The 26,447-nt window shown below is 71.2% G+C and carries 26 protein-coding genes; 4 read left to right on the top strand and 22 right to left on the bottom strand.

The window, feature by feature from the left end:
* Window position 1 precedes the first annotated feature (1 nt).
* The 3 genes from NQV15_RS03345 to NQV15_RS03335 all read left to right on the top strand — a co-directional run bounded on the left by NQV15_RS03345 (window position 2) and on the right by NQV15_RS03335 (window position 3,341).
* Entirely contained in the window at window positions 2-490 is a 489-nt protein-coding gene (locus NQV15_RS03345) for a MarR family winged helix-turn-helix transcriptional regulator (RefSeq protein WP_232398190.1), read from the top strand.
* Window positions 491-524: 34 nt separating this feature from the next.
* Complete coding sequence (locus NQV15_RS03340; RefSeq protein WP_232398189.1) at window positions 525-2,309, top strand: ABC-F family ATP-binding cassette domain-containing protein; 1,785 nt, start codon at window positions 525-527, stop codon at window positions 2,307-2,309.
* A 159-nt stretch (window positions 2,310-2,468) separates the two neighbouring features.
* Complete coding sequence (locus tag NQV15_RS03335) at window positions 2,469-3,341, top strand: hypothetical protein (RefSeq protein WP_232398188.1); 873 nt, start codon at window positions 2,469-2,471, stop codon at window positions 3,339-3,341.
* 76 nt (window positions 3,342-3,417) lie between these two features.
* Here NQV15_RS03335 and NQV15_RS03330 read toward each other — a convergent pair whose 3' ends face one another.
* From NQV15_RS03330 to NQV15_RS03235, 20 genes are all read right to left on the bottom strand, one after another.
* On the bottom strand, window positions 3,418-4,335 hold the full coding sequence (locus NQV15_RS03330) for a 4-(cytidine 5'-diphospho)-2-C-methyl-D-erythritol kinase (RefSeq protein ID WP_232398187.1): 918 nt from the start codon (window positions 4,333-4,335) through the stop codon (window positions 3,418-3,420).
* Window positions 4,336-4,344: 9 nt separating this feature from the next.
* Window positions 4,345-5,082: an aspartate/glutamate racemase family protein gene (locus NQV15_RS03325; RefSeq protein ID WP_232398186.1), complete on the bottom strand. Its 738-nt coding sequence runs from the start codon at window positions 5,080-5,082 to the stop codon at window positions 4,345-4,347.
* On the bottom strand, window positions 5,079-6,617 hold the full coding sequence (locus NQV15_RS03320) for an NCS1 family nucleobase:cation symporter-1 (protein ID WP_232398185.1): 1,539 nt from the start codon (window positions 6,615-6,617) through the stop codon (window positions 5,079-5,081). Before NQV15_RS03320 ends, NQV15_RS03325 begins: the two co-directional genes overlap by 4 nt.
* Window positions 6,618-6,732: 115 nt before the next feature.
* Window positions 6,733-7,452 carry a GntR family transcriptional regulator gene (locus NQV15_RS03315; RefSeq protein ID WP_232398184.1) on the bottom strand — a complete coding sequence of 240 codons (720 nt, stop codon included), beginning with the start codon at window positions 7,450-7,452 and terminating at the stop codon, window positions 6,733-6,735.
* A gap of 1 nt (window position 7,453) precedes the next feature.
* Entirely contained in the window at window positions 7,454-8,248 is a 795-nt protein-coding gene (locus tag NQV15_RS03310) for an ABC transporter permease (RefSeq protein WP_232398183.1), read from the bottom strand.
* An 8-nt stretch (window positions 8,249-8,256) separates the two neighbouring features.
* Window positions 8,257-9,042, bottom strand: a complete 786-nt coding sequence (locus tag NQV15_RS03305; RefSeq protein ID WP_232398182.1) for an ABC transporter permease — start codon at window positions 9,040-9,042, stop codon at window positions 8,257-8,259.
* Window positions 9,042-9,875 carry an ABC transporter ATP-binding protein gene (locus NQV15_RS03300; protein ID WP_232398181.1) on the bottom strand — a complete coding sequence of 278 codons (834 nt, stop codon included), beginning with the start codon at window positions 9,873-9,875 and terminating at the stop codon, window positions 9,042-9,044. Before NQV15_RS03300 ends, NQV15_RS03305 begins: the two co-directional genes overlap by 1 nt.
* Window positions 9,876-9,901: 26 nt before the next feature.
* Window positions 9,902-10,975 (bottom strand): ABC transporter substrate-binding protein, encoded by a 1,074-nt coding sequence (locus NQV15_RS03295; RefSeq protein ID WP_232398180.1) that lies wholly within the window; start codon window positions 10,973-10,975, stop codon window positions 9,902-9,904.
* 125 nt (window positions 10,976-11,100) lie between these two features.
* Window positions 11,101-11,577 carry a nucleoside deaminase gene (locus tag NQV15_RS03290; RefSeq protein ID WP_232398179.1) on the bottom strand — a complete coding sequence of 159 codons (477 nt, stop codon included), beginning with the start codon at window positions 11,575-11,577 and terminating at the stop codon, window positions 11,101-11,103.
* Window positions 11,574-14,279 (bottom strand): molybdopterin-dependent oxidoreductase, encoded by a 2,706-nt coding sequence (locus NQV15_RS03285; RefSeq protein ID WP_232398178.1) that lies wholly within the window; start codon window positions 14,277-14,279, stop codon window positions 11,574-11,576. Before NQV15_RS03285 ends, NQV15_RS03290 begins: the two co-directional genes overlap by 4 nt.
* Window positions 14,276-15,079, bottom strand: a complete 804-nt coding sequence (locus NQV15_RS03280; RefSeq protein ID WP_232398177.1) for an FAD binding domain-containing protein — start codon at window positions 15,077-15,079, stop codon at window positions 14,276-14,278. Before NQV15_RS03280 ends, NQV15_RS03285 begins: the two co-directional genes overlap by 4 nt.
* A 2-nt stretch (window positions 15,080-15,081) precedes the next feature.
* Window positions 15,082-15,915, bottom strand: coding sequence for a MurR/RpiR family transcriptional regulator (locus NQV15_RS03275; RefSeq protein WP_232398176.1), 834 nt, complete (start codon window positions 15,913-15,915; stop codon window positions 15,082-15,084).
* Window positions 15,912-17,141: an allantoate amidohydrolase gene (locus NQV15_RS03270; RefSeq protein ID WP_232398175.1), complete on the bottom strand. Its 1,230-nt coding sequence runs from the start codon at window positions 17,139-17,141 to the stop codon at window positions 15,912-15,914. Before NQV15_RS03270 ends, NQV15_RS03275 begins: the two co-directional genes overlap by 4 nt.
* On the bottom strand, window positions 17,138-18,358 hold the full coding sequence (locus NQV15_RS03265) for a pyridoxal-phosphate-dependent aminotransferase family protein (RefSeq protein ID WP_232398174.1): 1,221 nt from the start codon (window positions 18,356-18,358) through the stop codon (window positions 17,138-17,140). The genes NQV15_RS03270 and NQV15_RS03265 overlap by 4 nt, the downstream gene beginning before the upstream one ends.
* The gene (gene allB / locus NQV15_RS03260) at window positions 18,355-19,686 is read right to left on the bottom strand and encodes an allantoinase AllB (protein ID WP_232398173.1); all 1,332 of its coding nucleotides are present in this window, start codon (window positions 19,684-19,686) and stop codon (window positions 18,355-18,357) included. Before allB ends, NQV15_RS03265 begins: the two co-directional genes overlap by 4 nt.
* Window positions 19,686-20,618 (bottom strand): factor-independent urate hydroxylase, encoded by a 933-nt coding sequence (pucL, locus tag NQV15_RS03255; protein WP_232398172.1) that lies wholly within the window; start codon window positions 20,616-20,618, stop codon window positions 19,686-19,688. Before pucL ends, allB begins: the two co-directional genes overlap by 1 nt.
* Window positions 20,618-20,932 (bottom strand): hydroxyisourate hydrolase, encoded by a 315-nt coding sequence (gene uraH, locus NQV15_RS03250; protein WP_232398171.1) that lies wholly within the window; start codon window positions 20,930-20,932, stop codon window positions 20,618-20,620. The genes pucL and uraH overlap by 1 nt, the downstream gene beginning before the upstream one ends.
* A complete protein-coding gene (gene uraD / locus NQV15_RS03245; RefSeq protein ID WP_232398170.1) occupies window positions 20,929-21,414 on the bottom strand; it encodes a 2-oxo-4-hydroxy-4-carboxy-5-ureidoimidazoline decarboxylase in 486 nt (161 codons plus the stop codon). Before uraD ends, uraH begins: the two co-directional genes overlap by 4 nt.
* Window positions 21,415-21,471: 57 nt before the next feature.
* On the bottom strand, window positions 21,472-22,611 hold the full coding sequence (locus NQV15_RS03240; RefSeq protein ID WP_232398169.1) for an amidase family protein: 1,140 nt from the start codon (window positions 22,609-22,611) through the stop codon (window positions 21,472-21,474).
* The gene (locus NQV15_RS03235) at window positions 22,608-23,666 is read right to left on the bottom strand and encodes an acetamidase/formamidase family protein (protein WP_232398168.1); all 1,059 of its coding nucleotides are present in this window, start codon (window positions 23,664-23,666) and stop codon (window positions 22,608-22,610) included. Before NQV15_RS03235 ends, NQV15_RS03240 begins: the two co-directional genes overlap by 4 nt.
* Window positions 23,667-23,740: 74 nt before the next feature.
* On the opposite strand from NQV15_RS03235, the gene NQV15_RS03230 reads away from it, so the two are divergent.
* Window positions 23,741-24,433, top strand: a complete 693-nt coding sequence (locus NQV15_RS03230) for a YoaK family protein (protein ID WP_232398167.1) — start codon at window positions 23,741-23,743, stop codon at window positions 24,431-24,433.
* Between the two features lie 3 nt (window positions 24,434-24,436).
* Here the strand turns inward: NQV15_RS03230 and rsmA are convergent, their stop codons facing one another.
* Both rsmA and NQV15_RS03215 read right to left on the bottom strand, forming a co-directional pair.
* Window positions 24,437-25,282, bottom strand: coding sequence for a 16S rRNA (adenine(1518)-N(6)/adenine(1519)-N(6))-dimethyltransferase RsmA (gene rsmA / locus NQV15_RS03225; RefSeq protein WP_232398166.1), 846 nt, complete (start codon window positions 25,280-25,282; stop codon window positions 24,437-24,439).
* A 14-nt stretch (window positions 25,283-25,296) separates the two neighbouring features.
* Complete coding sequence (locus tag NQV15_RS03215; protein WP_306459357.1) at window positions 25,297-26,430, bottom strand: resuscitation-promoting factor; 1,134 nt, start codon at window positions 26,428-26,430, stop codon at window positions 25,297-25,299.
* Window positions 26,431-26,447 lie beyond the last annotated feature (17 nt).

The following is a 26,447-nucleotide window of genomic DNA, read 5'->3' as shown; positions in this document are numbered from 1 at the left end:
CATGGAGGACGACGTCGACCGGCTGATCGCCGCATGGCAGCACGAGCGTCCCGACATGGACGTCTCCCCGATGCACGTCCTGAGCCGCGTGACCCGCCTCGCCATCCACCTGGACCGGGCCCGCAAGGCCGCCTTCGCCGACCAGGGCCTGGAGTCGTCGGAGTTCGACGTCCTGTCGGCGCTGCGCCGCGCCGGCGAGCCCTACCAGCTGTCTCCCGGGCAGCTCGTGCAGGAGACGCTCGTGACCAGCGGCACCATGACCAACCGGGTCGACCGCCTCGTCCGCAAGCACCTGGTCGAGCGCCTGCCCGACCCCGCCGACCGGCGCGGCGTCCAGGTCCGCCTGACCGACCAGGGGCGTGCCGCCGTCGACGGCGCCCTCGACGCGCTGCTCCTCGCGGAGAAGCAGCTGCTGGCCGGGCTCACGCCCTCGGAGGCGACCCAGCTCGCCGATGCGCTGCGCAAGCTGTCCCAACCATTCGACCGCTGAGCGCGGCTCACCGGCCGCCGCCTAGACTCGTGCGGTGGCTCATCTTCTCGGCGTGGAACAGATCGCGCTCGACTTCCCCACCAAGACCGTCTTCGAGTCGGTCACCATCGGCATCGACGAGGGCGACCGGATCGGCATCGTCGGACGCAACGGCGACGGCAAGTCGACGCTCCTGCGCATCTTCGCCGGGACCCTGCAGCCCGACTCCGGGCGCGTCACGACCCGCGGCGGGGTGACGATCGGGATGCTCGACCAGACCGACACGCTCGACCAGGACGGCACGGTCGGTCACGCGATCGTCGGCGACAAGCAGGACTACGAGTGGGCCGGGGACCCGAAGATCCGCGACGTCATCGGCGGCCTGGTCTCCGACATCCCGTGGGACGCCACGGTCGGCACGCTGTCGGGCGGACAGCGCCGTCGCGTCGCCCTCGCCCGGCTGCTGGTCGGCGACGACGACGTCCTGTTCCTGGACGAGCCCACCAACCACCTCGACGTCGAGGGCATCACCTGGCTCGCCGGGCACCTGAAGTCTCGGTGGTCGGCCAATGCCGGCGGCCTGCTCGTGGTGACCCACGACCGCTGGTTCCTCGACGAGGTCTGCACCGCGACGTGGGAGGTGCACGACGGCATCGTCGAGCCCTTCGAGGGCGGCTACGCGGCCTACATCCTGCAGCGGGTGGAGCGCGACCGGCACGCCTCGGCGACCGAGTCCAAGCGGCAGAACCTGATGCGCAAGGAGCTGGCGTGGCTGCGGCGCGGCGCGCCCGCGCGGACGTCCAAGCCGAAGTTCCGCATCGACGCGGCCAATGAGCTGATCGCCAACGAGCCGCCGCCGCGCGACCCGATCCAGCTCAAGCAGATGGCCACCTCGCGCCTGGGCAAGGACGTCGTCGACATCCTCGACGTCTCGGTGTCGTACGGCGACAAGCAGGTGCTCAAGGGCGTCGAGTGGCGCATCGGGCCCGGTGAGCGCACCGGCATCCTGGGCGCCAACGGCGCCGGCAAGTCGACGCTGCTGGGCCTGGTGACCGGCAAGGTCGAGCCGACGACCGGCCGGGTCAAGAAGGGCAAGACCGTCAAGGTCGTGACGCTGACGCAGGAGCTCAACGAGCTCAAGGACGTCGGCGCCGACCGGGTCAGTGACGTCGTCGGACGCCAGCGCACGGCGTATGTCTCCGGCGGCAAGGAGATGACGCCCTCGCAGCTGCTGGAGCGCCTCGGCTTCTCCAGCGCGCAGATGTCGACTCCTGTGCGCGATCTGTCCGGTGGGCAGAAGCGCCGTCTGCAGCTGCTGCTGATCCTGCTCGACGAGCCGAACGTCCTGGTGCTCGACGAGCCGACCAACGACCTGGACACCGACATGCTCGCGGCGATGGAGGACCTGCTGGACTCCTGGCCCGGGACGCTGCTCGTCGTCTCCCACGACCGCTACCTGCTCGAGCGCATCACCGATCAGCAGTACGCGATCCTCGACGGCCACCTGCGGCACCTGCCCGGTGGCGTCGACCAATACCTGCGCCTGCGCAAGGAGCAGGACTCCCCCGCCGCGTCGAACCCGTCCACCGCAGGGCACGTCAAGGCGTCCAAGCTGTCGAGCGCCGAGGAGCGCACCACGCGCAAGGAGGTCGGCTCGATCGAGCGCAAGATGGCCAAGCTGACCGCGCGGATCGATGCGCTGCACGCCGAGCTGGCCGAGCACGACCCCGCGGACGTCCCGGGGCTGCTCGCCCGCTCGAACGAGGTCAAGGACCTCGAGGCGCAGGTCGCGACCCACGAGGAGCGCTGGCTCGAGCTGACCGAGCTCCTCGAGAGCTGACCCACCCCTGCGGGGGGACCGAGGATGAGGGTTTTGGGTAGCTGGGGCTGCCGATAACCCTCATCCTCGGTCGTCCACAGGCCCCGGCACGGTGCCGGACGCGCACAGGCGAGCCCTCGCCGCTCGCGGCCGAGCATGGTCCGCGCACAGGGTCGACGCATGAGAACCGTCTTCCGGACCGCGGAGCTCGTGGCTGCCTATGGGCGCGGCGCGGTCCGTCATGCGATCGCGACCGGCAGGTGGCAGTCCCCGCACCGCGGCGTGGTGGTGACCCATTCGGGTCCCCTCTCGCCGGACGAGCAGGAGCTCGTGGCGCTCACCCTGTGCGCGCCGGCCTCGGCGCTGGGCGGCCTGAGCGCGCTGCGGCACGACGGGTTCACCGGCTTTGCCAGCGACTCGACGTTCGTCGTCCTCCCCGAGGGCGCCGCCCGGCCAAGCGTCCCGTCCCTCGTGACCCATTTCAGCACCGATCTCGGCACCGCAGACGTCCACCCGTTCAAGGAGCCGCGGCGCACCCGCGCGGCACGCAGCGTGATCGACGCTGCCAGCTGGTGCGAGACCGACCGGTACGCCCGCACGATCGTCCTGGCCGCGATGCAGCAGGGCCTGGTCAACGCGGCGCGCCTGCACCAGACGCTCGACCGGCGGGGGATGTGCCGGCGCCGTGGGCTGATCCGCGAGTCGATCCTCGACGGGACGGGCGGCATCCAGTCGCTGCCGGAGCGGGACTTCGACGACATCCGTCGCGCCGCCGGGCTGCCCGCCCCGACCCGGCAGCGAAAGATCCAGGGCCCGGACGGGCACTACTTCCTCGATGCGGCATGGGACGCGTTCGCGTTCTCCGTCGAGGTGCACGGCACGCCGCACCAGGAGGTCGCCCGCTGGGACGCCGATCTGCTGCGCGGCAACGAGATCGTCATCGGCGGCCGGCGGCTGCTGATCTTCAGCTCGTACGCCATCCGTCACGAGCCACAGCTCGTCACCCACCAGCTCACCCGCATGTTCCTGGCCCTCGGCTGGCGCGCAGCGTGATCGACGATGAGGGTTCGCGGTAGCCCCAGCTGCCCAAAACCCTCATCCTCGGTCCCACCCTTGGGTGCGGGTGGGGTCAGATCAAGCGGGCGCCGGCGACGGGGCCGCGGGACTGGACGACGTCGGCGCAGCCTGAGGCGCTGGTCAGGGCGAAGGCGATGTCGAGGCTGTTCTGCTCGTCGGAGGCCAGGAACAGCGCCGTCGGGCCGGAGCCCGACAAGATCGCGCCGAGCGCGCCGGCCTCGATGCCGATGGCCAGGGTGTCGGCCAGCTCGGGGCGCAGCGACAGCGCCGCCTCGGTCAGGTCGTTGGACAGCGCCTGGCCGAGCGCCACGGCGTCCCCGGCGCGCAGCGCGGACAGCAGCGCATCGGGCACCACCGGGTCGGGGACCTGGGAGCCGGCGTTGATCCGGTCGAACTCGGCGAACACGGCCTTGGTCGACAATCCGTGATCGGCCATCGCGAAGACCCAGTGGTACGAGCCACGGGCCAGCACCGGGCTGACGGTCTCGCCGCGTCCGCCGCCGATCGCGTTGCCACCGTGCAACAGGAACGGGACGTCGCTGCCGAGCTGGGCCGCGAGCTCTTCCAGCTCGGCCCGGCTCAGACCGGTGCCCCAGGCATCGTTGCACGCCACGAGCGCCGCCGCGGCGTCGGCCGATCCGCCGGCCATGCCGCCCGCCACCGGGATGACCTTGCGGATCGCCAGGTCGGCGCCGGCCGACACACCCGTCCGCTCGCGCAGCAGACGCGCGGCCTTGACCGCCAGGTTGTCGTCGTCCTCGGGGACGACCGCGATCTCGCTGCGCGCGTCCAGGTCGGTGTGCACCGTGACGGTGATCCGGTCGTCGTCGCGGACCGCGGCGCGCACCTCGTCGTGCAGGTCGACCGCCTGGTACACCGTGGCCAACGGGTGGTAGCCGTCATCGCGGACCGGCCCGACACCCAGGCACAGGTTGATCTTGGCGGGGACGCGGACGTTGGCTGAGCTCACCGTCACAACCTAGTGGCAGCCGCGTCCCTGGCCGACCGGCGCCTGCTTGGGCGGCGCGAACTCGCTGCGCCCACTGGTGGTGAGACCCAGCTCGACCAGCGATCGGGCCATGACGGTCGCCGCCGCGACGCCGTCGACGACCGGCACGCCCAGGTCGTCCTGGAGCCGCGCGCACAGATCGGCCATGCCCGCGCAGCCCAGCACGATGACGTCCGAGCCGTCGGTGTCCATCGCGGCCCGCGCCGCCCCGAGCACCGTCGCGTACGCCACCGGATCGGTCTCGAGCTCCACCACCGGGATGCCCGTCGCGTGCACGCCGAGGCAGTGGCGCTCCAGCCCGTACGCGCGGGCCAGGTCCCACGTGTGGCCCACGGTGCGCTCCAACGTCGTGACGACGCTGAACCCGCGCCCCAGGTACGCCGCCGAGCGCATCGCCGCCTCCGCGATGCCGATGACCGGGCCGGTGGCCAGCTCGCGCGCCGCGAGCAGGCCGGGGTCGCCGAAGCACGCGATCACGAAGGCGTCCGCCCCGTCCCGCTCCCCCGCGGCGATCTGCGCCAGCACGCCCGGGACGCTCAGCGCCTCCTCCACGTGGCTCTCGATCGAGACCGGACCGCCGTCGGGGCTGACCGCCTCGACGAGCGTGCCCGGGCCGGCGACGGCCCGGGCACACGCGCCGATCGAGGCGGTCATCGACTCCGTGGAGTTGGGGTTGACGACCAGGATCCTGACCGGCGCACTCCTCATGCCGCGGGGTCGCCCGTCAGCGCCAGCGGACGATCGCCCGAACCGGCCACGTTCTGCGCACGGGCGAGGACGATGTACGCGACGTAGCCGACGCCGCAGCCCACGAACCAGCTGTACGACGGCAGCCAGGTCACGACGTCGAGCACCTCCGGGACGATCACCGAGCCGACCGAGGCGATGCCCGCGACGATGACGGCCTTGACCGCGGCCGGGTTGTAGCCCTTGGCGTACCAGTACTCGCCGTCCTCGGACATCGTGAACAGCGCGTCGACGTCGATCGTCTGGCGCCGGATCGCGTAGTAGTCGGCGATCAGGATGCCGAACAGCGGCCCGATCAGGGCGCCGAGGATGCCCAGCGTCCACAGGATCGCGTCGTCGTTGGCGTACCAGTTCCACGGCGTCACGAGCACCGAGCCGACCGCCGCGATCATGCCGCCCATGCGCCAGCTGATCTTCTGCGGGGAGACGTGGGAGAAGTCGAACGCCGGGGAGATGAAGTTCGCGACGATGTTGATCCCGATCGTGGCGACCACGAACGTGAACCCACCCAGGACGATCGCGAAGGTGTTGTCGAGCCGCTCCACCGTCTCGATCGGGTCGGTGATGAGCTCGCCGTACAGCGGCACCGTGGCCGCCGCCGTGAGCACCGTCAGCAGCGAGAACACGATGAAGTTGATCGGCAGCCCCAGCAGATTGCCCTTCTTGACCTCCTTGAAGCTGCTGGCGTAGCGCGAGAAGTCGCCGAAGTTGAGCATCGGTCCGGAGAAGTACGCGACCACCGAGGCGATCGCAGCGGTGAAGCCCCACACGAGCGACCAGCCGCTGAGCTGGTGCGACGACAGGTTCAGGTCGATGTCGAAGTCGACCTTCATCAGCATGTAGCCGCACATCAGGAACATCACGGCGTAGACCGCGGGCCCCGCGAAGTCGATGAACCGGCGGATCATCTCCATGCCGCGCCAGAACAGCGCCGCCTGGAGGACCCACAGGATCGCGTAGCTGACGTAGCCCAGGTACGACAGCCCGAGGAATCCGTGGGTGTCCACGTCGGCGAAGTCGGCCAGGCCGGGCCACAGCTTGAGGAAGACGATGTTGAGCGAGGCGGCAGCCAGGAAGGTCTGCACGCCGTACCAGGCCACCGCGATGAGGCCGCGCACGATCGCCGGGATGTTGGCGCCCAGCACGCCGAACGATGCACGGCTCGTGACCGGGTACGGCACGCCGGCGACCTGGCTGGGCTTGGCGACCAGGTTGCAGAAGAACTGCACGATCATGATGCCGACGATCAGCGCGACGAACACCTGCCAGGCGTTGAGGCCGATCGCGAACAGGGTGCCCATCGTGACGTAGCCGCCGACGCTGTGGACGTCGGACATCCAGAACGCGAAGATGTTGTACGAGCTCCAGGTCTGCTTCTCCAGCGGCGCGAGGTCGTCATTGGCCAGGCGCGGGTGGTACCCCTTCTCGGCCCAGCCCGGGCCGGGTGGAGCGTGCCCGGCGGCGGGCGAGGCGGGCTCGTTCTTGATCTCGGTCATGGTGGCTCCTGCGGGTGAGGACGACTGGTGGTCCTGACGGTAGGAAGCCGGTGTTTCGCCGGATCGTTCTCGCGGGTCAAGCCCCGGTTACGGGAGAGATATAGGAAATGCCGTGTCATTCCGGGCCGAGGAACAGATCGGGATCATCGGCGAACCCGGCGATCGCCGCCCGGAGGTGCTCGTAGTGGTGGGCAGACTCGGTGACCAGCCGTTCGGCGTCCCGCGCCACGAAGGCGTCGATCATCCGGTCGTGGTCCGCGTGGAACTGGCTGCGCCCACCGTCCGACACGCGGGCCATCGGCCGGGCCGGCTCGGTGACGTTCCAGGCCGACTCGTACATCCGCAGCAGCCGCTGCATGCCCGACGGCGCGATCAGCGCCATGTGGAAGCGACGGGACTGGGAGTGATAGCCCTTCTCGTCGCCGCGGCGAGTGGCCTCGGCCAGCGCCTCGTGGACCGAGCCCACCAACGCGTCGTCGTCCGATGTCGCGAGCGGGACGGACGCCCGCAGGGCCGACGTCTCCAGCGCCTGCCGGACGTCGTACAGCTCGCGGAACTCCTCGAACCGGAGCTTGGCGACGCTGTAGCCGATGTGCGGGCGGTGCTCGACCAGCCCCTCGCCGGTCAGGATCTTCAGCGACTCGCGCACCGGGATCTGGCTGACGCCGAAGAAGGCCGCGACGGCGTCGATCGGGATCACGGTGCCCGGCGGCTCGTCGCCGTCCAGGATCGCCCGGCGCAGGTCCTCGAGCACCCGCGGCTGCCCGCCCTCCGGCGCTGAGCTGACCAGCCGGGAGGCGAAGATCGATCGCCGTCGGGGACTCGTGACCGCCATGTCAGGTGCGTCCCGCCCTCTGCCCGTACCTGGTCAGCACGACCGTCTCGGCCAGCTGCGCCAGCAGGTAGCCGAGCACCGAGACGACCGTGACCACGACGATGAGCGACCACAGCTTGTCGTACTGGTACAGGGCCAGGGAGGTGTTGACGGCCTTGCCGACGCTGTTGGTCGTCGTGAAGTACTCGGCGATCAGCGCGCCGGTGATCGCGCCGGGCACCGAGATGCGGATCGCGGCAAAGATCGACGGCAGCGCGGACGGGTACGCCACCCGGCGCAGGACGTCCCACGACGAGCCGCCGTAGACCGTCACGACATCGCGCATCTGCGGGGTGACCGTGCGCAGGCCGAAGGCGATGTTGACCAGGGCCGGGAACAGCACAACGATGCCGCTCATGACGGCCACGCACCAGAAGCCGTTGCCGAACAGCAGCGTGATGACCGGGGCCAGCGCGACGAGCGGGACCGTCCGCAGCACCATGACCATCGGCATCGTGGCCGCCTCGACACCGCCGAACATCACCATCGCGGTGGCCAGCAGCGTCGCGGCGGTGAGGCCGGCGACGAACCCGATGCCGGCGTCCAGGATCGTCTGGCCGAGGGCGGCCAGCACCTCGGAGCGGTTCTGCCCGGCGTCCTCGTCGGTGAACAGGTATCCCACGACGTCCTGGGGAAGGCGCGTCGTCAGCTCGCTGACACCGGTCAGCGTCACCAGGGCGTACCAGGCGCCGAGCGATGCGGCGATCACGAAGACGAAGTTGACCAGGGGACGCCCCAGCAGCGCGACGGACCTCATGGGGTGATTCACGGCGCGACCCCCTTCGACCACGGGGCGATCGCGCGCCCGACCAGGCCCAGCACGACATAGGCCAGGCCCGACACGACCGCGCAGCCGATGCCCAGCGACCAGGCCAGCGCCGTCTCCCGGTTGTTCTGGCTCAGGATGAGCGAGGGACCGACGCCGATCTCGAGGTGCCGGTCGAAGTACTCGCCCAGCAGGGCCCCGAGGAAGGCCGCCGGCGCGGCGATCTGCAGCGTGCTGAACAGCGGCGGCAGCGCCGACACGAGCCGCACGCGGCGGAACTGCTGGAACCGGCTGCCGCCGTACACCTCGACGACGTCCAGCGTCGACCGGTCGGCGGCACGGAACCCCAGGACCGCGCCGACGACGGTCGTGAAGAACACCGAGACCGCCGCGAGGTCGATCGCCGTCGGGGACAGGCCACCCTTCTCCGGAATCTCGTGCACCGTGATGAGGATCGGCGCGAGCACCACGATCGGCAGGCAGTACGTGATGACCGCGAACTGCATCACGAGCGGCTCGAGGATCGGGACCAGCAGCACCAGCATCGCGGTCGCCAGCGCCAGCACGACCCCCACCACGTAGCCGCGCGCCGACTCGGCCAGGGTGATCGAGAAGACCCGCTCGTAGTAGCCGAATCCGCGCTCGTGGAAGACCTCGACGACCTCCAGGGGTGTGGGGATCTGGAAGGCCGACAGCACCGTCGCGGCCGCGATCCACCAGAGGGCGATCGAGCCGAGCGCCCCGCCCGCGCCGATCCAGACGGTGCGGGCGCGTTCGCCGGTCATCACTCCACCGCGACGCCGCCGGCGCCGAACAACAGCTCCGAGGCGTGGTCGTGGAGGGCATGGAACTCGGGGGTCCGCATCATGTCGGGCGTCCGGGGCCGGGGCAGGTCGATGTCGATGACCTCCTTGATCCGTCCCGGACGCGGGCTCATGACGGCGACCTTGTCGGACAGGAAGATCGCCTCGGAGATGCCGTGGGTCACCATCAGCGTCGTGGCGGGCTTCTCGGTCCAGATCCGCAGCAGCTCCAGATTGAGCCGCTGACGAGTCATGTCGTCCAGGGCGCCGAAGGGCTCGTCGAGCAGCAGCACCGACGGCTTGACGACCAGCGAGCGGGCGATCGACACCCGCTGCCGCATGCCGCCGGACAGCTGCGCCGGCTTGGCCTTCTCGAAACCCTCCAGGCCGACGAGCTGGATCAGCTCCTTGACCAGCGCGTCATCGGCCTTCTCGCCCGACACCTGGAACGGCAGCCTGATGTTGGACTCCACCGAGCGCCACGGCAGCAGCGCCGCGTCCTGGAAGGCGATGCCGAGCTGGTGGGCCCGGCGCAGCTCGGCCGGCGACTTGCCGTCGACGACGGCGCGACCACCCGACGCGGTCTCCAGCCCCGCCAGGATGCGCAGGATCGTGGACTTGCCGCAGCCCGACGGGCCCAGCAGTGACAAGAAGCTGCCCTTGTCGGTGTGCAGCGTCGCCCCGTCCAGGGCGACGACCTCCTTGCGGCCGACCGTGAAGGTCTTGGACAGGTCCTGGATGTGCAGGCCGGTGCCGGCGGAGACACCCCCGGTCAGGGGGGCACCTCCACCGGCCGGCGCCTGGTCGATCGTCACGTTGCTCCAGCTCTCCCGGTACCCGGTCAGCCCTGCGCGAGCTCGGGCTTCTCCTTCAGCAGCTCGTCCAGCAGGGACATGTCGAACAGGTCATCGGCCTCCAGCTCGATGCCGGCGGTCTTGAGCGACTTCATGTTGGCCGCGATCATGTCCTCGCTGATCGTGAACAGGCCGTTGGCCTTGGTCTCGTCGCTGACGACGAGGTCCTCGCACTGTGCCTTGGCCTGCTCGACCTCCTTGGCCAGCTCCAGCGGCGGGTCGATGTCCTTGCCGTACTCCTCCACGGCGAGCTTGGCGCCGCCCTCCAGGTCCGAGCACGCGTCCTTCCAGCCCTTGATCTCGGCCTCGAGGAAGGCCTTGACCTTCTCGGGCTCGTTCTTGATGGTGTCGTCCGTCGTCATGACGCTCTCGGCCACGAACGGCAGGCCGTTGTCGGCGAACGGCAGATCGACGGTGTCGAAGCCGTGCCCCTTGACCAGCAACGACTCATTGGTGACATAGGCGACCAGGCCGTCGATCTGCTTGTCCTCCAGCGGCGCGACGTCGAAGCCGTTCGGGACGATCTCGACCTCGTCCTCGTCGATGTCGTTGGCGGCCAGCAGCGCCTTGAACAGGCTGAGGTTGGGATCCTGGACGCCGATCTTCTTGCCGATCAGGTCCTGGGGGGTCTTGATGTTCCCCTTGTCGGCCAGCGACAGGACCGTGAACGGGTTCTTCTGGTAGGTCGTGCCCACGATCTTGAGCGGGAAGTCCGAGTTCGCCACGGCCGAGGCGGTCGAGACGGCATTGCTGAGCCCGAAGTCGGCCTTGCCGGTCGCGACGATCTCCTCCTGCGCCACCGGTCCGGTCAGCAGGTTGACCGAGCTGAAACCGGCATCCTTGTAGTAGCCCTTGGAGTCGGCGAAGAACTCGCCGGCGAACTCGGCGTTCTTGATCCACGACAGCTGGACGGTCAGCTTGCCGAAGCCGTCGGCCTGGTCCGATCCGGCCCCGTCTCCCTCCGAGTCCGACGAACCGCAGGCGGCGAGAGTGAGCCCGACGGCGGCGACCACGGCCGCGAGCCGCACACCCCTGCGTGGGAGACGAGAAGAGATGGTCATGTGAACTCCGATTCTGTGCGTGGGACGAAACCCCCGTTACGTGGCGCTCACGCTAAGAGCCTCGGATTTCACGGTTCGACGTCGCGGATTACGTGGGCGTTAAACAATTGGCCGAGATGGCAGGCTCAGTACGCGATCCGGTCCGCGGCGGACAGCCAGGCATCGAACGGCGCCTCGGCATGCGGCGGCCGGATCTCCTCGACGCGAGTCGGCCAGGTGGCCCGGTCGCGGGAGAACAGCTCGTAGAACTCGCGGTCGTCGAATCCTCCGCGGGCAGCGTCCTCCCGGTCGGCGGCGTAGACGACCCGGTCCAGTCGCGCCCACAGGGATGCCGACACGCACAGCGGGCACGGCTCGCACGAGGTGTACAACGTCATCCCGGCGAGCGAGAAGTCGCCGATCGTGGCGCAGGCCGCGCGGATCGCCTCGACCTCGGCGTGTGCCGTCGGATCGAGGTCGCGGGTCACCCGGTTCTGCCCGGCCGCGACGAGCTTGCCGTCGCGGACGATGACGGCGCCGAACGGTCCTCCGCCGGCTGCGACGTTGGAGACGGCCAGGTCGATGGCCTGGCTCAGCCAGTCTGCGTCGGTCTCCTGGGTCATGGGGTGCTTCCTTCCGGTTCGTGGTTCAGCAACCGCCAGATGCGGTCGCGACTCATCGGCAGCTCATACGGTCTGGTACCCACGGCATCGCGAATCGCATTGGCCAGCGCCGGGGCGACGGGGTTGTACGGCGCCTCGCTCATCGACTTCGCGCCGCGCGGCCCCAGCTCGTCGACGGTGTCGGCGAACAGCACCTCGGTCGGCGGGATGTCGGCCATCTGCGGCACGCGGTAGTCGCGGAAGGTGCGGGTCAGCACCTCGCCGTCTTGCAGCGTCATCTCCTCGTACAGCGCCGAGCCGATGCCCTGCGCCGTGCCGCCCTCGACCTGCCCGCGCAGCTGCTCGGGGTTGATCACGACGCCGGCGTCGACGGCCTGCACGGACTGCAGGATGCGCACCTCCCCGGTCGCCGGATCGACCGCGACCCGGAAGCCGTGCACGTTGAAGGCGATCGAGCGCGGGGTGCCGTCGTGGGACCCGTCCGCCAACAGCTCGTCGACCAGCAGCTCGTCGAAGGCCAGCGACGACGACGGCCCGGCGACGCCGTCGGGCCCCAGCCGGCACGAGCCGGTGGCGACCCCGAGGCGTCTGGCCGCGAGGCTCAGCAGCTCGCCGCGCAGCCGCTCGGAGGCGATCTGGACGGCCTTGCCGGCGACGACCGAGCCGGTCGACCCGTAGGCGCCGGTGTCGTAGCCCGACGTCGCGGTGTCCGACTGGCGCACCCGCACCCGGTCGGGGGTCGTGCCGAGCTCGTGGGCGACCAGCTGGACGTGCACCGTCGTGGTCCCGTTGCCGAACTCGGCCGTGCCGACGTCGATCGTGTAGGTCCCGGTCGGGTCGACCGAGACCCGGACGGCGCTGTGGTGTCCCCGCGGCGGGATCGTGGCGATCATCGCCAGGGCGGATCCGCTGCCGACGTCCCAGCCCGGAGGGGCCTCGGCGCCCCGTCCGGACGCCAGCGCCTCGTCCACCAGGTCGAGGCACTGGTCCAGGCCGTACGAGCCGTAGGTCAGGTCGGACTCCTCGATCGCCGTGACGATCATCGGATCGCCGGGGACGATGACATTGCGCCGCCGCAGCTCGATCGGGTCCAGGCCGAGCTCGCGCGCGAGATCGTCCATCGCCGACTCGATCGCGAAGATGACCTGGCCGAGCCCGTAGCCGCGGAATGCGCCCGACGGCAGGTTGTGGGTGTAGACGGCCTCGGCGTCGACCCGCTTGTTGGGGCAGCGGTACACCGCGACGGACTCGTGGCAGCCGTGGAACATGACGCCCGGCGCGTGGTTGCCGTACGCCCCGGTGTCGGTCACGACGTCGACGTGCATCGCGGTCAACGTCCCGTCCTCGGCGGCCCCGAGCTCGACCGAGACGGTCATCGGGTGACGGCACGGGACGATCGTGAACTGGTCCTCGCGGCTCAGCTCGTACTGCACGGGTCGTCCCGTGCGCAGCGTCGCCAGCGCGACGAGGTCCTCCACGATGAGCTCCTGCTTGCCGCCGAAACCGCCGCCGACCCGCCCCACGACGACCCGCACCCGGTCGACCGGGAGGTCCAGGATGCGCGCCAGCTCGGTCCGCACCAGGAACGGCACCTGCGAGCTGGTGCGCACCACGAGTGATCCGTCGTCGGCGAGCCAGGCCCGCGCGCCGTGGGTCTCCAGCGCGGCGTGGGACACCCGCGCCGTCTGCCACGTGCCGGACACCCGGGCGTGCGCCGCGGCGAGCCCGGCGGCGACGTCGCCGTGCTCGTCGTGCAGCTGGGCGACCACGTTGCGGCCCGGTTCGGCGATGCGCGACGTCAGCGGATCCTTGTCGCCGTGCACCAGCGGGGCACCGGGGCGCCGGGCCCGGTGCGGGTCGTGGACGGCGGGCAGCACCTCGTAGACGACCTCGATCAGCTCGCGCGCCCGCTCCGCGATCGCGACCGAGTCGGCGACGACCGCCGCGACCCGTTGCCCGCGGAACCGCAGCACCGGGTCCAGGACACGGGTGTCGTCGGGATCGTCGAGCCGGTTCTCGTGCCGGGCGGTCGAGAACAGGACGTCGGGCGCGTCCGTGTGGGTCAGGACGAGCCGGACGCCGTCGACCGCGGCCGCGCGGGACACGTCGATCGAGATGATCCGGGCATGCGGGTGGGGGCTGCCGAGCACGGCGATGTGCAGCAGGTCGGTCGCCGGCTCGTCCAGCGCGTACCGCTCGCGGCCGGTCACGACCCGGGCACCCGCGGGGGCGGCGACGGATGCGCCGTACGCCTCGCCGGCCGCGGGACGCTCGGTGTTGACCGTCCCGGCGATCGCGTCGCGGATCGAGCGGTAGCCGGTGCACCGGCACAGGTTGCCCTTCATGACCCGGGGCAGGTCGACGTCGTCCACGTCGTCCAGCGTCGAGGCGGTCACGATCATCCCCGCCGTGCAGAAGCCGCACTGGAACCCCGCTGCGGAGAGGAACCGCTGCTGCACGGGGTGGAGGTGCTCCGGCGTGCCGAGCCCGGCGACGGTGGTGACCTCGCGGCCCGTCGCGCGGACCGCGGGATAGATGCACGCATGGGTCGGCGCACCGTCGACGAGCACCGAGCACGCCCCGCAGTCGCCGGCGTCGCATCCCTTCTTGACCTCGACGTTGCCCTGCTCGCGCAGGTAGGTGCGCAGGCACTGGCCGGGGCGCGGCGGCGTGTCGTGCGACCGTCCGTTGATGCCGATCATGGCTTCAGCTCCTCACAGACCTCGTATGCGAGCTGGTGGGTCATCGCGGCCCGCCAGTCCGGGGCGCCGTGCGCGTCCGAGTACCAGTCCTCGATCGTCCGCAGCGCGTCCTGCACCTCGTCATCCGTGGGCGGGTGGCCGAAGCGGAACACATGGGGACGGGTCGTGGCCGCCGTGACCGCGAGCGTCAGCCGCTCGTCGGGGTCGAGCCGCCCGATGACGACCGCGGACGACCGTCCCAGCGGGGTGAGCGCGATCGTGCGGAAGGCCGTGCGCCCCTGCAGGGCACCGATCGGGAGCTCGACCGAGCGCAGCACCTCCCCCTCGGCCAGCGACGTCCGGCCCGCCCCCCGGACGAAGCTCGAGACCGGTTCGTGGCGCTCGCCACCGTCAGGCGTCCACACGACGCACGATGCGTCCAGGGCCGTGGCCAGGGAGATCATCGCCCCAGCCGGCAGGGCCAGGCACAGGTTGCCACCCACGGTGGCGGTGTTCCAGATCTTGAAGGACATCAAGAACGCCTCGGCGCACTGCCGGAACAGCGGGGCCGCGGTCCAGTCCGCCGGCGCGGGCGGCTCGAGCAGCTCGGCGATCGTGCACGTGGCGGCGATGCTCAGCCCGGCCGGCCCGATGCACCACGGCTCCCAGCCCATCGTGGTCAGGTCGACCAGCCCGGACGTCGCCGACTGCGGCTCGGAGAACAGCCAGGAGCCGCCCGCCAGCAGCGACTCCCCCGGTGCCAGCGCCAGGTCGTCGCGGGAGCGCGCGGCCCGCATGGAGGTGATCGAGGACAGGTCCATGGCTACACGGCCTCGATCTCGCGGGCCGCACGGTAGGCGGCGTCGATCGCCGTGACCCGCTCCTCGCCGCGGGCGCCCACCCGGTCCAGCACCCGGTCGGCCAGCACCGCCACGACACTCATCGCCGCGGCATAGCTGTCGAAGGCCGATGCGGTCGTCAGCGGGCACTGCAGCCACACCGCGGCGCGGGTCGCGAGCGACCGCGCCGTCGGATCGGCCACCAGCACGACCGGTGTGCCCGACTCCTCGAGCAGGCCGAGCAGGTCGCGGAGGTTGTCCGGACGCCGCCGGAACCCGACGACCACGACCGCGTCCCCGGCCCCGAGTCCCAGCAGCTCCTCGGACACGGACTGGGCCGGTTGCGGGGCCACCGTGACGCCCGGCCGCGCCTGGCTCAGCTGCTGGCGCAGGTGCAGGGCGACCGGATAGCTGTTGCGCCAGCCCAGCACCACGACCCGGCCGGCCTCGGCGAGCAGGCCCGCGGCGGTGTCCAGATGGGTCTCGTCGAGGCGGGCCATGGCCGCCTGCAGGTTGGCGATCTCGTGCTCGAGGTGCGCGACGAGGCTCGGCGCGCCCGAGAGGGTCACCGGCACACCCCGGCCGCGCAGCCCTCGAAGGTGCTCACGCACCTCCCCGAAGTCGTCGAATCCCAGGTGCCGGAACAGCCGGCTCATCGTCGCCTTCGACACGCCGGCCAGATCGGCCAGCTCCGCGGCCCGGTAGATCGCCAGGTCGTCCAGGTGCGCGAGCAGGACGTCGGCGGCCCGCCGCTCCTGGGGCGACAGGGCGCCGTACCGCTCGGCGATGCGCTCGTCGATGCGCAGGTCCGCGCTCATGCCATCCCCTTCGCGACGGCCAGGACCGCGTGCTCGAGGGCGTCCAGGCCGGCGGCCACGTCCACCTCACGGACGGCCTCGGCGGGGTGGTGGCTGATGCCGTCGAAGCAGCGCACGAACAGCATCGCGATGTCGGTGACGACGCCGATCGCCATGCCGTCGTGCCCGGCGCGGCTCCACAGCCCCATCGGGTTGGCATCGCCGGTGGCCCGGATGCCCTGCACGACCGCATCGGTCAACCACGGGGCGCAGCGCATCGACGGCGCCCGGTGGGTCTCGACGACCCGCACCTCCAGGCGCCGGGCCGCACAGGCCCGCTCGATCTCGGCGCTCATCGCCTCCCACATGGCGTCACGGTCCTGATCGCTCTCCGCACGCAGGTCGAGACTGAAGTCGGCCCGTCCGGGGATGACGTTGACGGCACCGGGCATGACCTCGATGCGTCCGACGGTGGCGATGCAGTCCGATGCCCTGGCGAGGCGCTCGATCGCGGTGATGGCCTCCGCAGCGCCCACCAGCGCGTCGCGCCGGCGCGGGTACGGCGTGCCGCCGGCGTGGCGGGCCTCGCCCACGACGCTGAGCTTGAAGCGCCGCGCCCCCGCGATCGTCGTGACGTGGCCCAGCGAGGCGTCGGCGGCCTCCAGGTACGGCCCCTGCTCGATGTGCGCCTCCAGGTAGCCGACCAGCTCCCCGGGACGGCGCGCCGCCTCACCCACGCGCCGCGGGTCGAGCCCGAACTCGCGGAAGGCCGAGTACAGGGTCGTGCCGGACTTGTCGCGCAGCTCCCACCAGTCCTCGTCCCACGTCCCGGCCGCTGCCCGGCTGCCCATCAGCGCCGTGCCGAACCGGGTGCCCTCCTCATCGCTGAAGCCGACGACCTCGACCGCGAACGGCAGATCGGAGATGCGGTCACCGAGCCGCTCGGCGACCGCGACGGCCATGACGACCCCGAGCATCCCGTCGTACGACCCGGCGTCCGGGACGGTGTCCAGGTGCGAGCCGATCAGCAGCGCGGGCAGTCCGGGCTCGCGACCCTCGCGCCGTCCGAGCTGGTTGCCCGCCGCGTCCTGCCACGTCCGCAGACCCGCCTTCTCCATCCAGTCCGCGACGGCGGCATTGGCCGCAGCGTGCTGGGGCGACAGGTAGACCCGCTCGAGATGGGTCGGGTGGGCGGAGTACCGGTCGAGCTCGGCGCACCGGGCCAGGACCTCGGCGGCCGTCGTCATCGGGCGTACACCTCCCGCGCGGCGCCGACGCCGCCACCGGCCGTGACGTCCGCACCGCCGGCACGCAGCACCTGCTCCAGCGCGGCGAGCGTCACCAGCACGGCGTCCTTGCGGGCGTTGTGGCCCATCGTCCCGATGCGCCACACCCGGCCGCGCAGCGGCCCGAAGGACGTCCCGATCTCAATGCCGAAGTCCTCGAGCATCGCCGTGCGCGCGCCGTCACCGTCCAGGCCGTCCGGGATCACGACGGCCACGACGTTGTTCATCTTGTGCGACACGTCGCCGAACACCTCCAGACCCAGGCCCTGCACGCCGGCCAGCATCGCGGCCCCGTGCAGGCGATGCCGTCGGATCGCCGTGTCCATGCCCTCGGCGACCAGCAGCCGGGCGCACTCGCGGGCGGCGTAGAGCATCGAGGTGGCCTCGGTGTGGTGGTTGAGCCGCCGGGGTCCCCAGTAGTCCATGACCATCGCCAGGTCGAGGTAGTTCGAGCCGATGCGCGGGCCCCGCCCGATGTCGTCCGCCTCCGCGATGCCCGCCTCGACGTGCTTGCGTCCGTCGATGACCTCCACGGCGCGCGGCGAGACGCTGATCGGGGCGCTGCCGGACGGGCCGCCCAGGCACTTCTGCAGCCCGGCGGTCGCGATGTCGATGCCCCAGCCGTCCAGCTCGAAGTCGTTGCCGCCCAGGGAGGCGGTGGCATCGCAGTACAGCAGGACGTCGTGGCGCCGGCAGATCTCGCCGAGATCGGCCAGCGGCTGGCACATCGTCGTGGCGGTGTCGCCCTGGACGATCGCCAGCACCGCGGGGCGGACCGACACGACGGCGGCCTCGATCTGCTCGGGGGTGAAGACCTGCCCCCACTCGACCTCGATCGTGTGCACCTCGGCCTCGCAGCGCTGCGCGATCTCGGCCAGCAGGTGGCCGAAGCGGCCGAACACCGGCACCAGCACCCGGTCGCCCGGCACGATCAGGCTGACCAGCGCGGCCTCGATGCCGGCCCGCGACGTGCCGTCGACGAGGAAGGTCTGCTCGTTGCTCGTGCGGAAGACCTCGCGGTACAGGCCCATCGTCTCGGTCATGCACGCCGTCATCGCCGGGTCGTACTGGCCGACCAGCTGGGCCGACATGGCCCGCAGGACCCTTGGGTCGGCGTTGATCGGGCCCGGCCCCATCAGCAGCCGGGGTGGCGGATTGATCTGCTCGGCGGTGCTCATGGGCGCTCCAGCTGTCGTCCGAAGGTGTGGTCGACGCGTTCGACGTCGATCGCGTTGCCGCGCACGACCGACCGGGTCACCCGGCCGCCGTAGCGGATGCCGTCATAGGCCGAGATCGGGTTGCGATGGGCCAGCCGGGTGGCCTCGATGCGGAACTCGGCGTTCGTGTCGTACACCGCGAAGTCCGCGTCCGCCCCCACCTCGATGCGGCCCTTGCGGGCCAGTCCCACAAGGTCGGCGGTGTTGCGCGACATCCAGCGGCTCAGGTCCGCCAGCGCGATCGCCCGGCGGCGTGCCTCCTGCGCCAGGACGCTGAAACCGACCTGCAGGCCGGAGACACCTCCCCAGGCCAGCTGCAGGTCGCCGTCGCCGCGGAACTTCTCCTCGGCCGTCGCGGGCGAGTGATCGCTGACGATGCAGTCGATGATGCCCTCGCGCAGCGCCTGCCACAGTGCCTCGCGGTTCCCGCCGTCGCGGATCGGCGGGCAGCACTTGAACTGCGGGGCCGCGTCGGGGATCGTCTCGGCGCTGAAGCTCAGGTAGTGCGGGCAGGTCTCGACCGTAACGGGCAGGCCCTCGGCCTTCGCCGCGGCGATCAGGTCCAGGGCCCTGGCGCTGGACAGGTGCAGGATGTGCACCCGGGCGCCGGTTGCGCGGGCGCCGTCCAGGACCTGTCGGATCGCGGCCGTCTCGGCCTCGTCAGGGCGGGACAGCACGAAGTCGCGGTACGAGCGGGTCGGCGCGGAGGGTGCGTCGGCCAGCACCCGGGCGTCCTCGGCGTGGACGATCATCAGCCCGCCGAACCGGGCGATCTCGGTGAGCGCGGCCGTGAACTGAGCGGGGTCCAGGGGCGGGAACTCGGCGACCCCGGAGTCGGCCAGGAAGCACTTGAACCCGAACACGCCGGCATCCCACAGCGGCTCGAGATCGGCCACATTGCGCGGGACCGCGCCGCCCCAGAAGCCGGTGTCGACCATCAGCTGCCCGGTGGCCGCCTGCTGCTTGAGCCGCAGGTGCTGGACGGTCGTGGTGGGCGGGATGCTGTTGAGCGGCATGTCGATCAGCGTCGTGGCGCCGCCGAGCGCGGCCGCCTCGGTCGCGGAGTGGAATCCCTCCCACGTCGTGCGCCCCGGCTCGTTGATGTGCACGTGGGTGTCGACGATCCCGGGGACGACGTACGCGGAGTCGGCGGGTCGCAGGATCATCCCCTCCGGCGCCTCGTCGTACGGCCCGATGCGGGTGATCGTCCCGTGCTCGAGCGTGACGGTCGCCGGCACGAAGACGCCGTCGACCAGCACGCGCCTGGCCTGGATCGCGTCGAGCTGCATCAGCAGAACCCCGCGACCGACGCCCACGCCGCGGGCTCGGGTGCGATGCCGTCGCGCTGGACGGTCGCCTGGATCAGGCCGTACGGCCGGTCGGCCGCGAAGAACACCTCGCCCGGGTTGTCCAGGCCGAATGGCTCCAGGTCGACCAGGAAGTGGTGCTTGTTGGGCATCGAGAACTTGATCTCGGCGATCTCGTCGTGCTGCTCCAGCACGGCCTTGCCCATCGCGAACAGCGTCTGCTGCAGCGCGAGGGAGTGCAGGGACGCGAAGGTCGACAGCATCGTGGCGCGCACGGACTCGTAGGTGGCGGTGAAGTCCGTCGGCAGCTGCGCGTACCTCCAGCGAGCGGTCACCGAGGTCGCCAGGATGCGGTCGTCGGTCTCCTGCAACGTCGTGTAGCGGTCCCGCGGGAAGCCGTGGAACTCAGAACCGGTCGACTTCAGCACCGTGCAGTCGGTCAGTCCCGAGATGATGTGGGTCCGCCCGTCCACGACCTGCACCACCGCGGTCCGCGTCTCCTGGCCCGTGCGGACGAATGAGTGGTCGTGCGGCTGCCCGTCGACGACGATGCGCTGCCACCCGTGCTGCTCGGCCTCCCACCGGCCACCCGTGACCCAGTCGAAGCCGTCCACGAAGTGCCGGCCCAGCCGGATCAGGAACTCCTCGGGCGATCCGATCCCGTGCTCCTTGGCATGGGCGTACATCGTGTTCTTCTGCGTGTCGGTCGCGACGACCTGCGAGTTGTCGCCCTCGGTGTGGCAGGCCTCGAAGTCGCCGCGGAGCTGGGAGGTCACGGTCAGATCCTCGATCCAGTGCTCGCCCCCTGAGCCTGGTCCGCCCCCTGAGCCTGTCGAAGGGCGCGTCACCCGCACGAGACGGCACTGCGCCTTCCCGTACTGGTTCTCGCCCAGGACGATGTCACCGGTCGCCATCACGACCCCCGGTAGGCCGTGTAGGAGAACGGGGAGAGCAGCAGGGCGACGTGCGCGTGGTCGCCGTCCAGCGCGACCGGCAGGGTCACGACCGGGAAGAACGTCGTCCGGTCGGCCGCGCCGAACCACTCCCCCGTCGCGAAGGTCAGCGTGTGCGACCCCGGGTCGAGGTCGGCGGACCAGGCGACCCGGCCGTCGGCGTCCGTCGTCGCCGCGGCCAGGAAGGTGCCGTCCCCTGCGGTGAGGACGACGTCGAGGCCGGCGGCGGGTCGTCCCTCCGCCGCGTCGAGCACATGGGTGGACAGTGTCGTCATGCGGCGAACATCCCTTCGAGTCGCAGCAGCGCGATCTCGCGCAGCTGTCCTGCCACGATTGCTTCCTCCGTGGCAGGGTCGTGGTCGAGCCGTGCGGTGAGCTGCTCGAGGATCTCCGCGGACGTGCGTCCCGCCGCCCGGATCAGGAAGATCCGGCCGAAGGTCTGCTCGTACGCGCGGTTGCCCTCGGCGATGGCCCGTTCGTCGCCGCTGATGCCGGACTGCTCCGAGCTCGACATCGCGGCCTCGGCGCCCGTGCCCGTCGCCCGCTCCCCGATGCGCGGGTGATGGGCCAGGGCGGCGTCGATCTCGGCGGCGCCCCAGGCGGCGGCCGCCGCCTCGGCGAAGGTCAGGAGGGCGCCGACGCTGTCGTACGGGCGACCGCCGACGACGTGCTCGATCCAGCCCGGCACATCGGCGCACGGCCGTACCGTGTCGGCAGCCGCCTCAGGGGTGAGGTCGTTGAACGTTGCGAGGTCCACCTCACGAAACGTATGGGCGCAGATGACGTCCCCGACGGCACGGGCGTTTCACCGACGTTAACTCTGCTCCAACGTCGCGGCCAGGTCGATGAGGGCGCGGTCGGATCCGGCGGGACCGACCAGGCAGGCGCCGACCGGCAGGCCGTCCGGGGTTGCCAGCGGGACGGACACCGCCGGCCGCCCGGCGATCCCCGCCAGGCAGGTCAGCTGCATCGTGGCCTGTCGCACCGCGTCGAGCGCGCGCAGGTCATCCAGCGGCGGGGCGACCGACGACGCGGACGGCAGCAGCAGGACACCATCGCCCAGCAGCGCCTCGATGCTCTCCCGTGCTCGCGCCACCTCCTCGCATGCGGCCTCGGCCACCTCGGGGCCCAGTGACGCCGCCCGCTCGAAACGGGCGCGGACGTCCGGGCCGAGGGTGTCCAGCCGTCCGGTCAGCCACGGGCCGTGCACCTGCCACGCCTGCCAGGCCTGCAGGGCCTGCATCGCGGCGAGCCAGTCCGGCATCGGCGCGAGCGGCCACTCGATCCCGGTGGCGGCGATCGAGCCGAGCGCCTCCGCCACGACGGGATCGGCCAGCGACGTCAGCGCCGGGGAGGTCACGAGCTCGCCCGGGGACGCCGAGTCCGGTGGGAGCAGCACGTCGCCGACGCGGGCCAGCAGCGACGCGCCACGGGTCAGCCAGCCGATTGTGTCGAAGGCGGGCGCCAGCGGCAGCAGCCCGCCGGTCGGCACCGCGCCGTGGGTCGTCCGGATGCCCCACAGGCCTTGGTAGGCCGCCGGCACCCGGATCGAGCCACCGGTGTCGGTGCCCAGCCCGATCGTGGCCTGACCGGTCGCCACGGCCGAGGCCGATCCGGAGCTGGAACCGCCGGGGATGCGGCCCGGCGCCCGCAGATTGGGCGGACTGCCGTGGTGGGCGTTCGTCCCGGCGAGGCTGTAGGCGAACTCGTCGGTGCGGGCGATGCCCAGGACGGACGCCCCGGCCTCCAGCAGCCGGGCGACGACCGTCGCGTGCTGCGCCTCGGGTGCCGCCTGCTCCAGCCAGGCGGGGTTGCCGGCGCCGATGCGGTGCCCGGCCACAGCGAACAGGTCCTTGACCGCGACGCACTCGCCGTCCAGCCCTCCATGGCCCGTCGGGCGGACGAGCGGATTGCCGACGACGCGCCACGTCCTGCGGTCGACCACCGGGATCATGCGAAGTCCGCCTTGCGGATCCGCGCGTGCACGCCCTTGACCTGGTCGACGACCTGGGAGATGTCGAAGTCGGTGGCCGCCGACAGGTAGGCGTAGGCGTGCCGGGGATCCATCCCGAAGCGGGCCTGCAGCAGGGCGATCGCCGCCCGGACACAGTTCTGCACCGCGACGTCCAGATCCGCGTCCATGCCGGTCGGCACCAGGAACTGCGAGGTCTCGGCCATCGGACCGACCAGCTCGCCGAAGGCCTCGACGGCGTCCTCGCGGGCGATGACCTCGAAGCCGAGCCGGACCCGCAGAGAGGCCTCCATCGCAGTCAACGCGACCTCGCCGTCACCCTGGGCGAAGTGCGGGTCGCCGACGTAGGCCAGGGCATCGTCCACCTGCACCGGCAGGTACAGCGTGCTGCCGGCCGTGAGCACGTTGATGTCGATGTTCCCGCCGTGCGTCCCTGGCGGGACGGAGTGCGGGCGCCGGTCCCCGGCCACCGCGACGCCCATGATGCCCAGGAAGGGGTGCAGGTCGAAGCCCACCGTCGCCTCGGTGCCCGGTCCCAGCGGAAGCCGGCCGCGGCCCTGGTCGTCGACCGTCGCGAAGACGCTGAACACGTCGGCGCCGTCCAGCGGGTACTCCCCCGGGAGCGCTCCACGGCCGTGCCGGTTGGAGATCACGCCGTACGGGACCCGGGGCGTCGTCTCCAGCACGCGGATCGCCAGCAGGTCGCCGACCCTGGCTCCAGGCACCCGGATGGGACCGGTCGTGACGTGCGGCCCGTCCACGCCCCACGTGCGGGGGTGGTCCGACGCCGCGAGCGCGATCGCGTCCTCCAGGACGTCGTGTGCACCCGCCGCGGTGAACCACGCCAGCGGGTCGCGCCCCTGGTCCTCCAGGATCCCCTCGTGGCTGATCGTGTCGATCACGACCTGGTCGCCCGGGTCGATCGCGAGCACCGGCGAGTCGGTCGCGCAGGGCAGCCGCCCCCACAGCACGTGGTCGGTGGTCGCGGGCAGGTAGGCGGCGTCGTCAGGGACGGCGTGACCGGGCTGGAGGATCATCGGGGAACAGCGTAGGACCGTTTCGTTACGCCCCGGTGACACGAAGCGTCATCGATGTGGACAGACTCGTCATCGTGATCCGACGAATCGCTGCCGTTCCCCGTGACGGCTTCCACCTCGCCCTGATGCTCGCCCTCACGTTCTCGACCGGCGTCATCGACGCCGTGGGTTATCTCGGGCTCGATCGCGTGTTCACCGGCAACATGACCGGCAACGTCGTGATCCTGGGCATGGGCCTGGTCGGCGCCGAGGACCTGCCGGTGCTGGGCCCGCTGCTGGCGCTGGTGGGTTTCATGGCCGGAGCGGCCCTCGGTGGCCGCGCCCTCAAGACGGCCGAGCCCGGATGGACCCGTCGCACGACGGTGCTGCTGAGCCTCGTCGCGGTCGTCATGCTGGCTGTCGCTGCGCTGCTGCTGGCCATCGAGGACGACTTCTCGCACACGGTCGGCATCACGATCACCACGCTGCTGGGCGCGGCGATGGGCGTGCAGGCGGCGACGGCGCGCTTCATCGCGGTCAAGGACGTCACGACGGTCGTGGTCACCTCGACGATCACCGGGCTGGCTGCCGACTCCGTCCTCGGATCGGGCAAGGCCGCCGGGCAGAGCCCGCGCCGCGTGGCCGCGGTGCTGCTCATCCTGGCCGGCGCCGCCGCCGGAGCAGCGCTGCTGAAGTGGCACCTCGGTGCCGGCCTGGTCCTCAGCGGCGGCATCACCCTGGTCGTGGTGGTGCTCGGCGCGATCCACGCCAGGCATCACCCGGCCTGACGACTACAGGAAGGACGCGAGCCGGGCGAACTCCTGCACCGTCAACTGCTCGCCGCGGGCCTGCGGCGAGATGCCGGCCGCGACGAGTGCCTCCTCGGCAGCCGCGCCCGAGCCCGCCAGGTTCGCCAGTGCGGCGCGCATCGTCTTGCGGCGCTGGGCGAACGCGGCGTCGGCCACGGCGAACGTCCGCAGTCGCAGCGCCTCGTCGCCGAGCGGCTCGTGGCGCGTCCAGCTGACCAGCGACGACTCGACGTTCGGCATCGGCCAGAAGACATTGCGCCCGACCGATCCGGCGAGCTTCATGTCGGCGTACCACGCGGCCTTGACGCTCGGGATGCCGTACGTCTTGGAGCCCGGACCGGCGGCGAGCCGGTGCGCGACCTCGGCCTGCACCATGACGAGGCCGGTGCGGATCGACGCGAACCGCTCGAAGAACGTCAGCAGCACCGGCACCGACACGTTGTAGGGCAGGTTGGCCACCAGCGCGGTCGGCTCGGGGCCGGGCAGCTCGGTGACCTTCATGGCATCGGCCAGCACCAGCTCGAACGCTCCGGCCTGGTCGGGCGCGTGCTCCCTGATCGTCTGCGGCAGCTGGCCGGCCAGCACCTCGTCGATCTCGACGGCCGTCACGTGCCGGGCGACCTCGAGCAGGCCGAGGGTCAGCGAGCCCAGCCCGGGGCCGATCTCGACCACGACGTCATCGGCGGTGATGCCGGACGCCTTGACGATGCGGCGCACGGTGTTGGCGTCGTGGACGAAGTTCTGTCCACGCTGCTTGGTGGGACGGATCCCGCATGACTCGGCCAGACGCCGGACGTCCGCGGCTCCAAGGAGCCGCGGCGGCGTCACAGCGGCCCGGGGCGTCAGTTGAACCTCGCCCCGGCGCAGCCCCACTGGCCCCAGCCGGAGCGGGCCTGCAGGATCTTGGCGTACTTGATCTGGACCTCCCGGCTGTGCTGGTGGGGCAGACCCGGTCCACCGACGCTCTTCCACGTCGCGGCGCTGAACTGCAGGCCGCCGTAGTAGCCGTTGCCGGTGTTGATCGACCAGTTGCCACCGGACTCGCACTTGGCGATCTTGTCCCAGACGCTGTCGGGGGGCGTGCGGCTCGTGCCGCGCGAGACGACCTCGTCGACGGGCTTGCTGACCGGATCGGTCGCGACGACGATGCGCTGACGCAGCTTGCCATCGGCGTAGACCAGCGTCACCTGCTCACGGTTCTTGCCGTTCTTGCCCTCGCGGACGACCTCGGTCTCACCGACGAGGGCCTCGGGATCCTCACGGACCTCGGTGCCGTGGGCGACCTTGACCGTCTCGGTCTTCTCGATCTTCTCGATGCGCACGACGCGCACCTTGTCATCGGGCGTCACGAACTGGTCGACGGCCGGCTTGACCTCATCGTCCTCGTCGACCGTCACGCCGGCCTCGTCGAGGACGTCGGCCACGGTCGGACGCGTCGTCGTCAGCGTCTTGGCCTCGCCGTCGGCCACGACCGTGATGGCCTTGGGGGTGCTGACGACCAGCTCCATGCCGTCACGCGGCAGGGGCTTGGACGGCGCTGCCGAGACATAGGCGCCCTCGGTGGACTCGACGCCGAGCGAGTCCAGAGCGTCACCGACCGTGCGGTCGAAGACGACCCGCTGGGACACCTCGCCGTTGACGCTGAGCTTGACGGTCTTGGCGTAGGCGACGTCGATCGTGTCACCGTCGGAGATGGCCTCCGAAGGCTGCTTGCTCAGCCGGTCGCCCGCATGGACCGTCACGCCGTGATCGTCCAGGACGTCGGCCACGGTCCCGCCGAAGGTGCGAACCGTCTGGCTCTTGCCCTCCACCGTCAGCGTGACGGTCTGGCTGAGCGCGCCGTAGGCAGCGGTGCCGCCGGCGACCACCATGACGATCGCGATGTTCAACGCCAGCAGCAGCTTGCTGCGGCGATGACGACGCTCCGCGCGCCGCCCGGGAGCCTTGTGGGTGGTGCTGGTGGGGTGGTGAAGCACTGAATTCCTCGGGAGTC

The organism is Aeromicrobium wangtongii (assembly GCF_024584515.1).
In the GTDB taxonomy this organism is placed as follows: Bacteria; Actinomycetota; Actinomycetes; order Propionibacteriales; family Nocardioidaceae; genus Aeromicrobium; species Aeromicrobium wangtongii.
The sequence above is the reverse complement of the archived record's forward strand: the minus strand, read 5'-3'. Positions and strand labels throughout refer to the sequence as shown.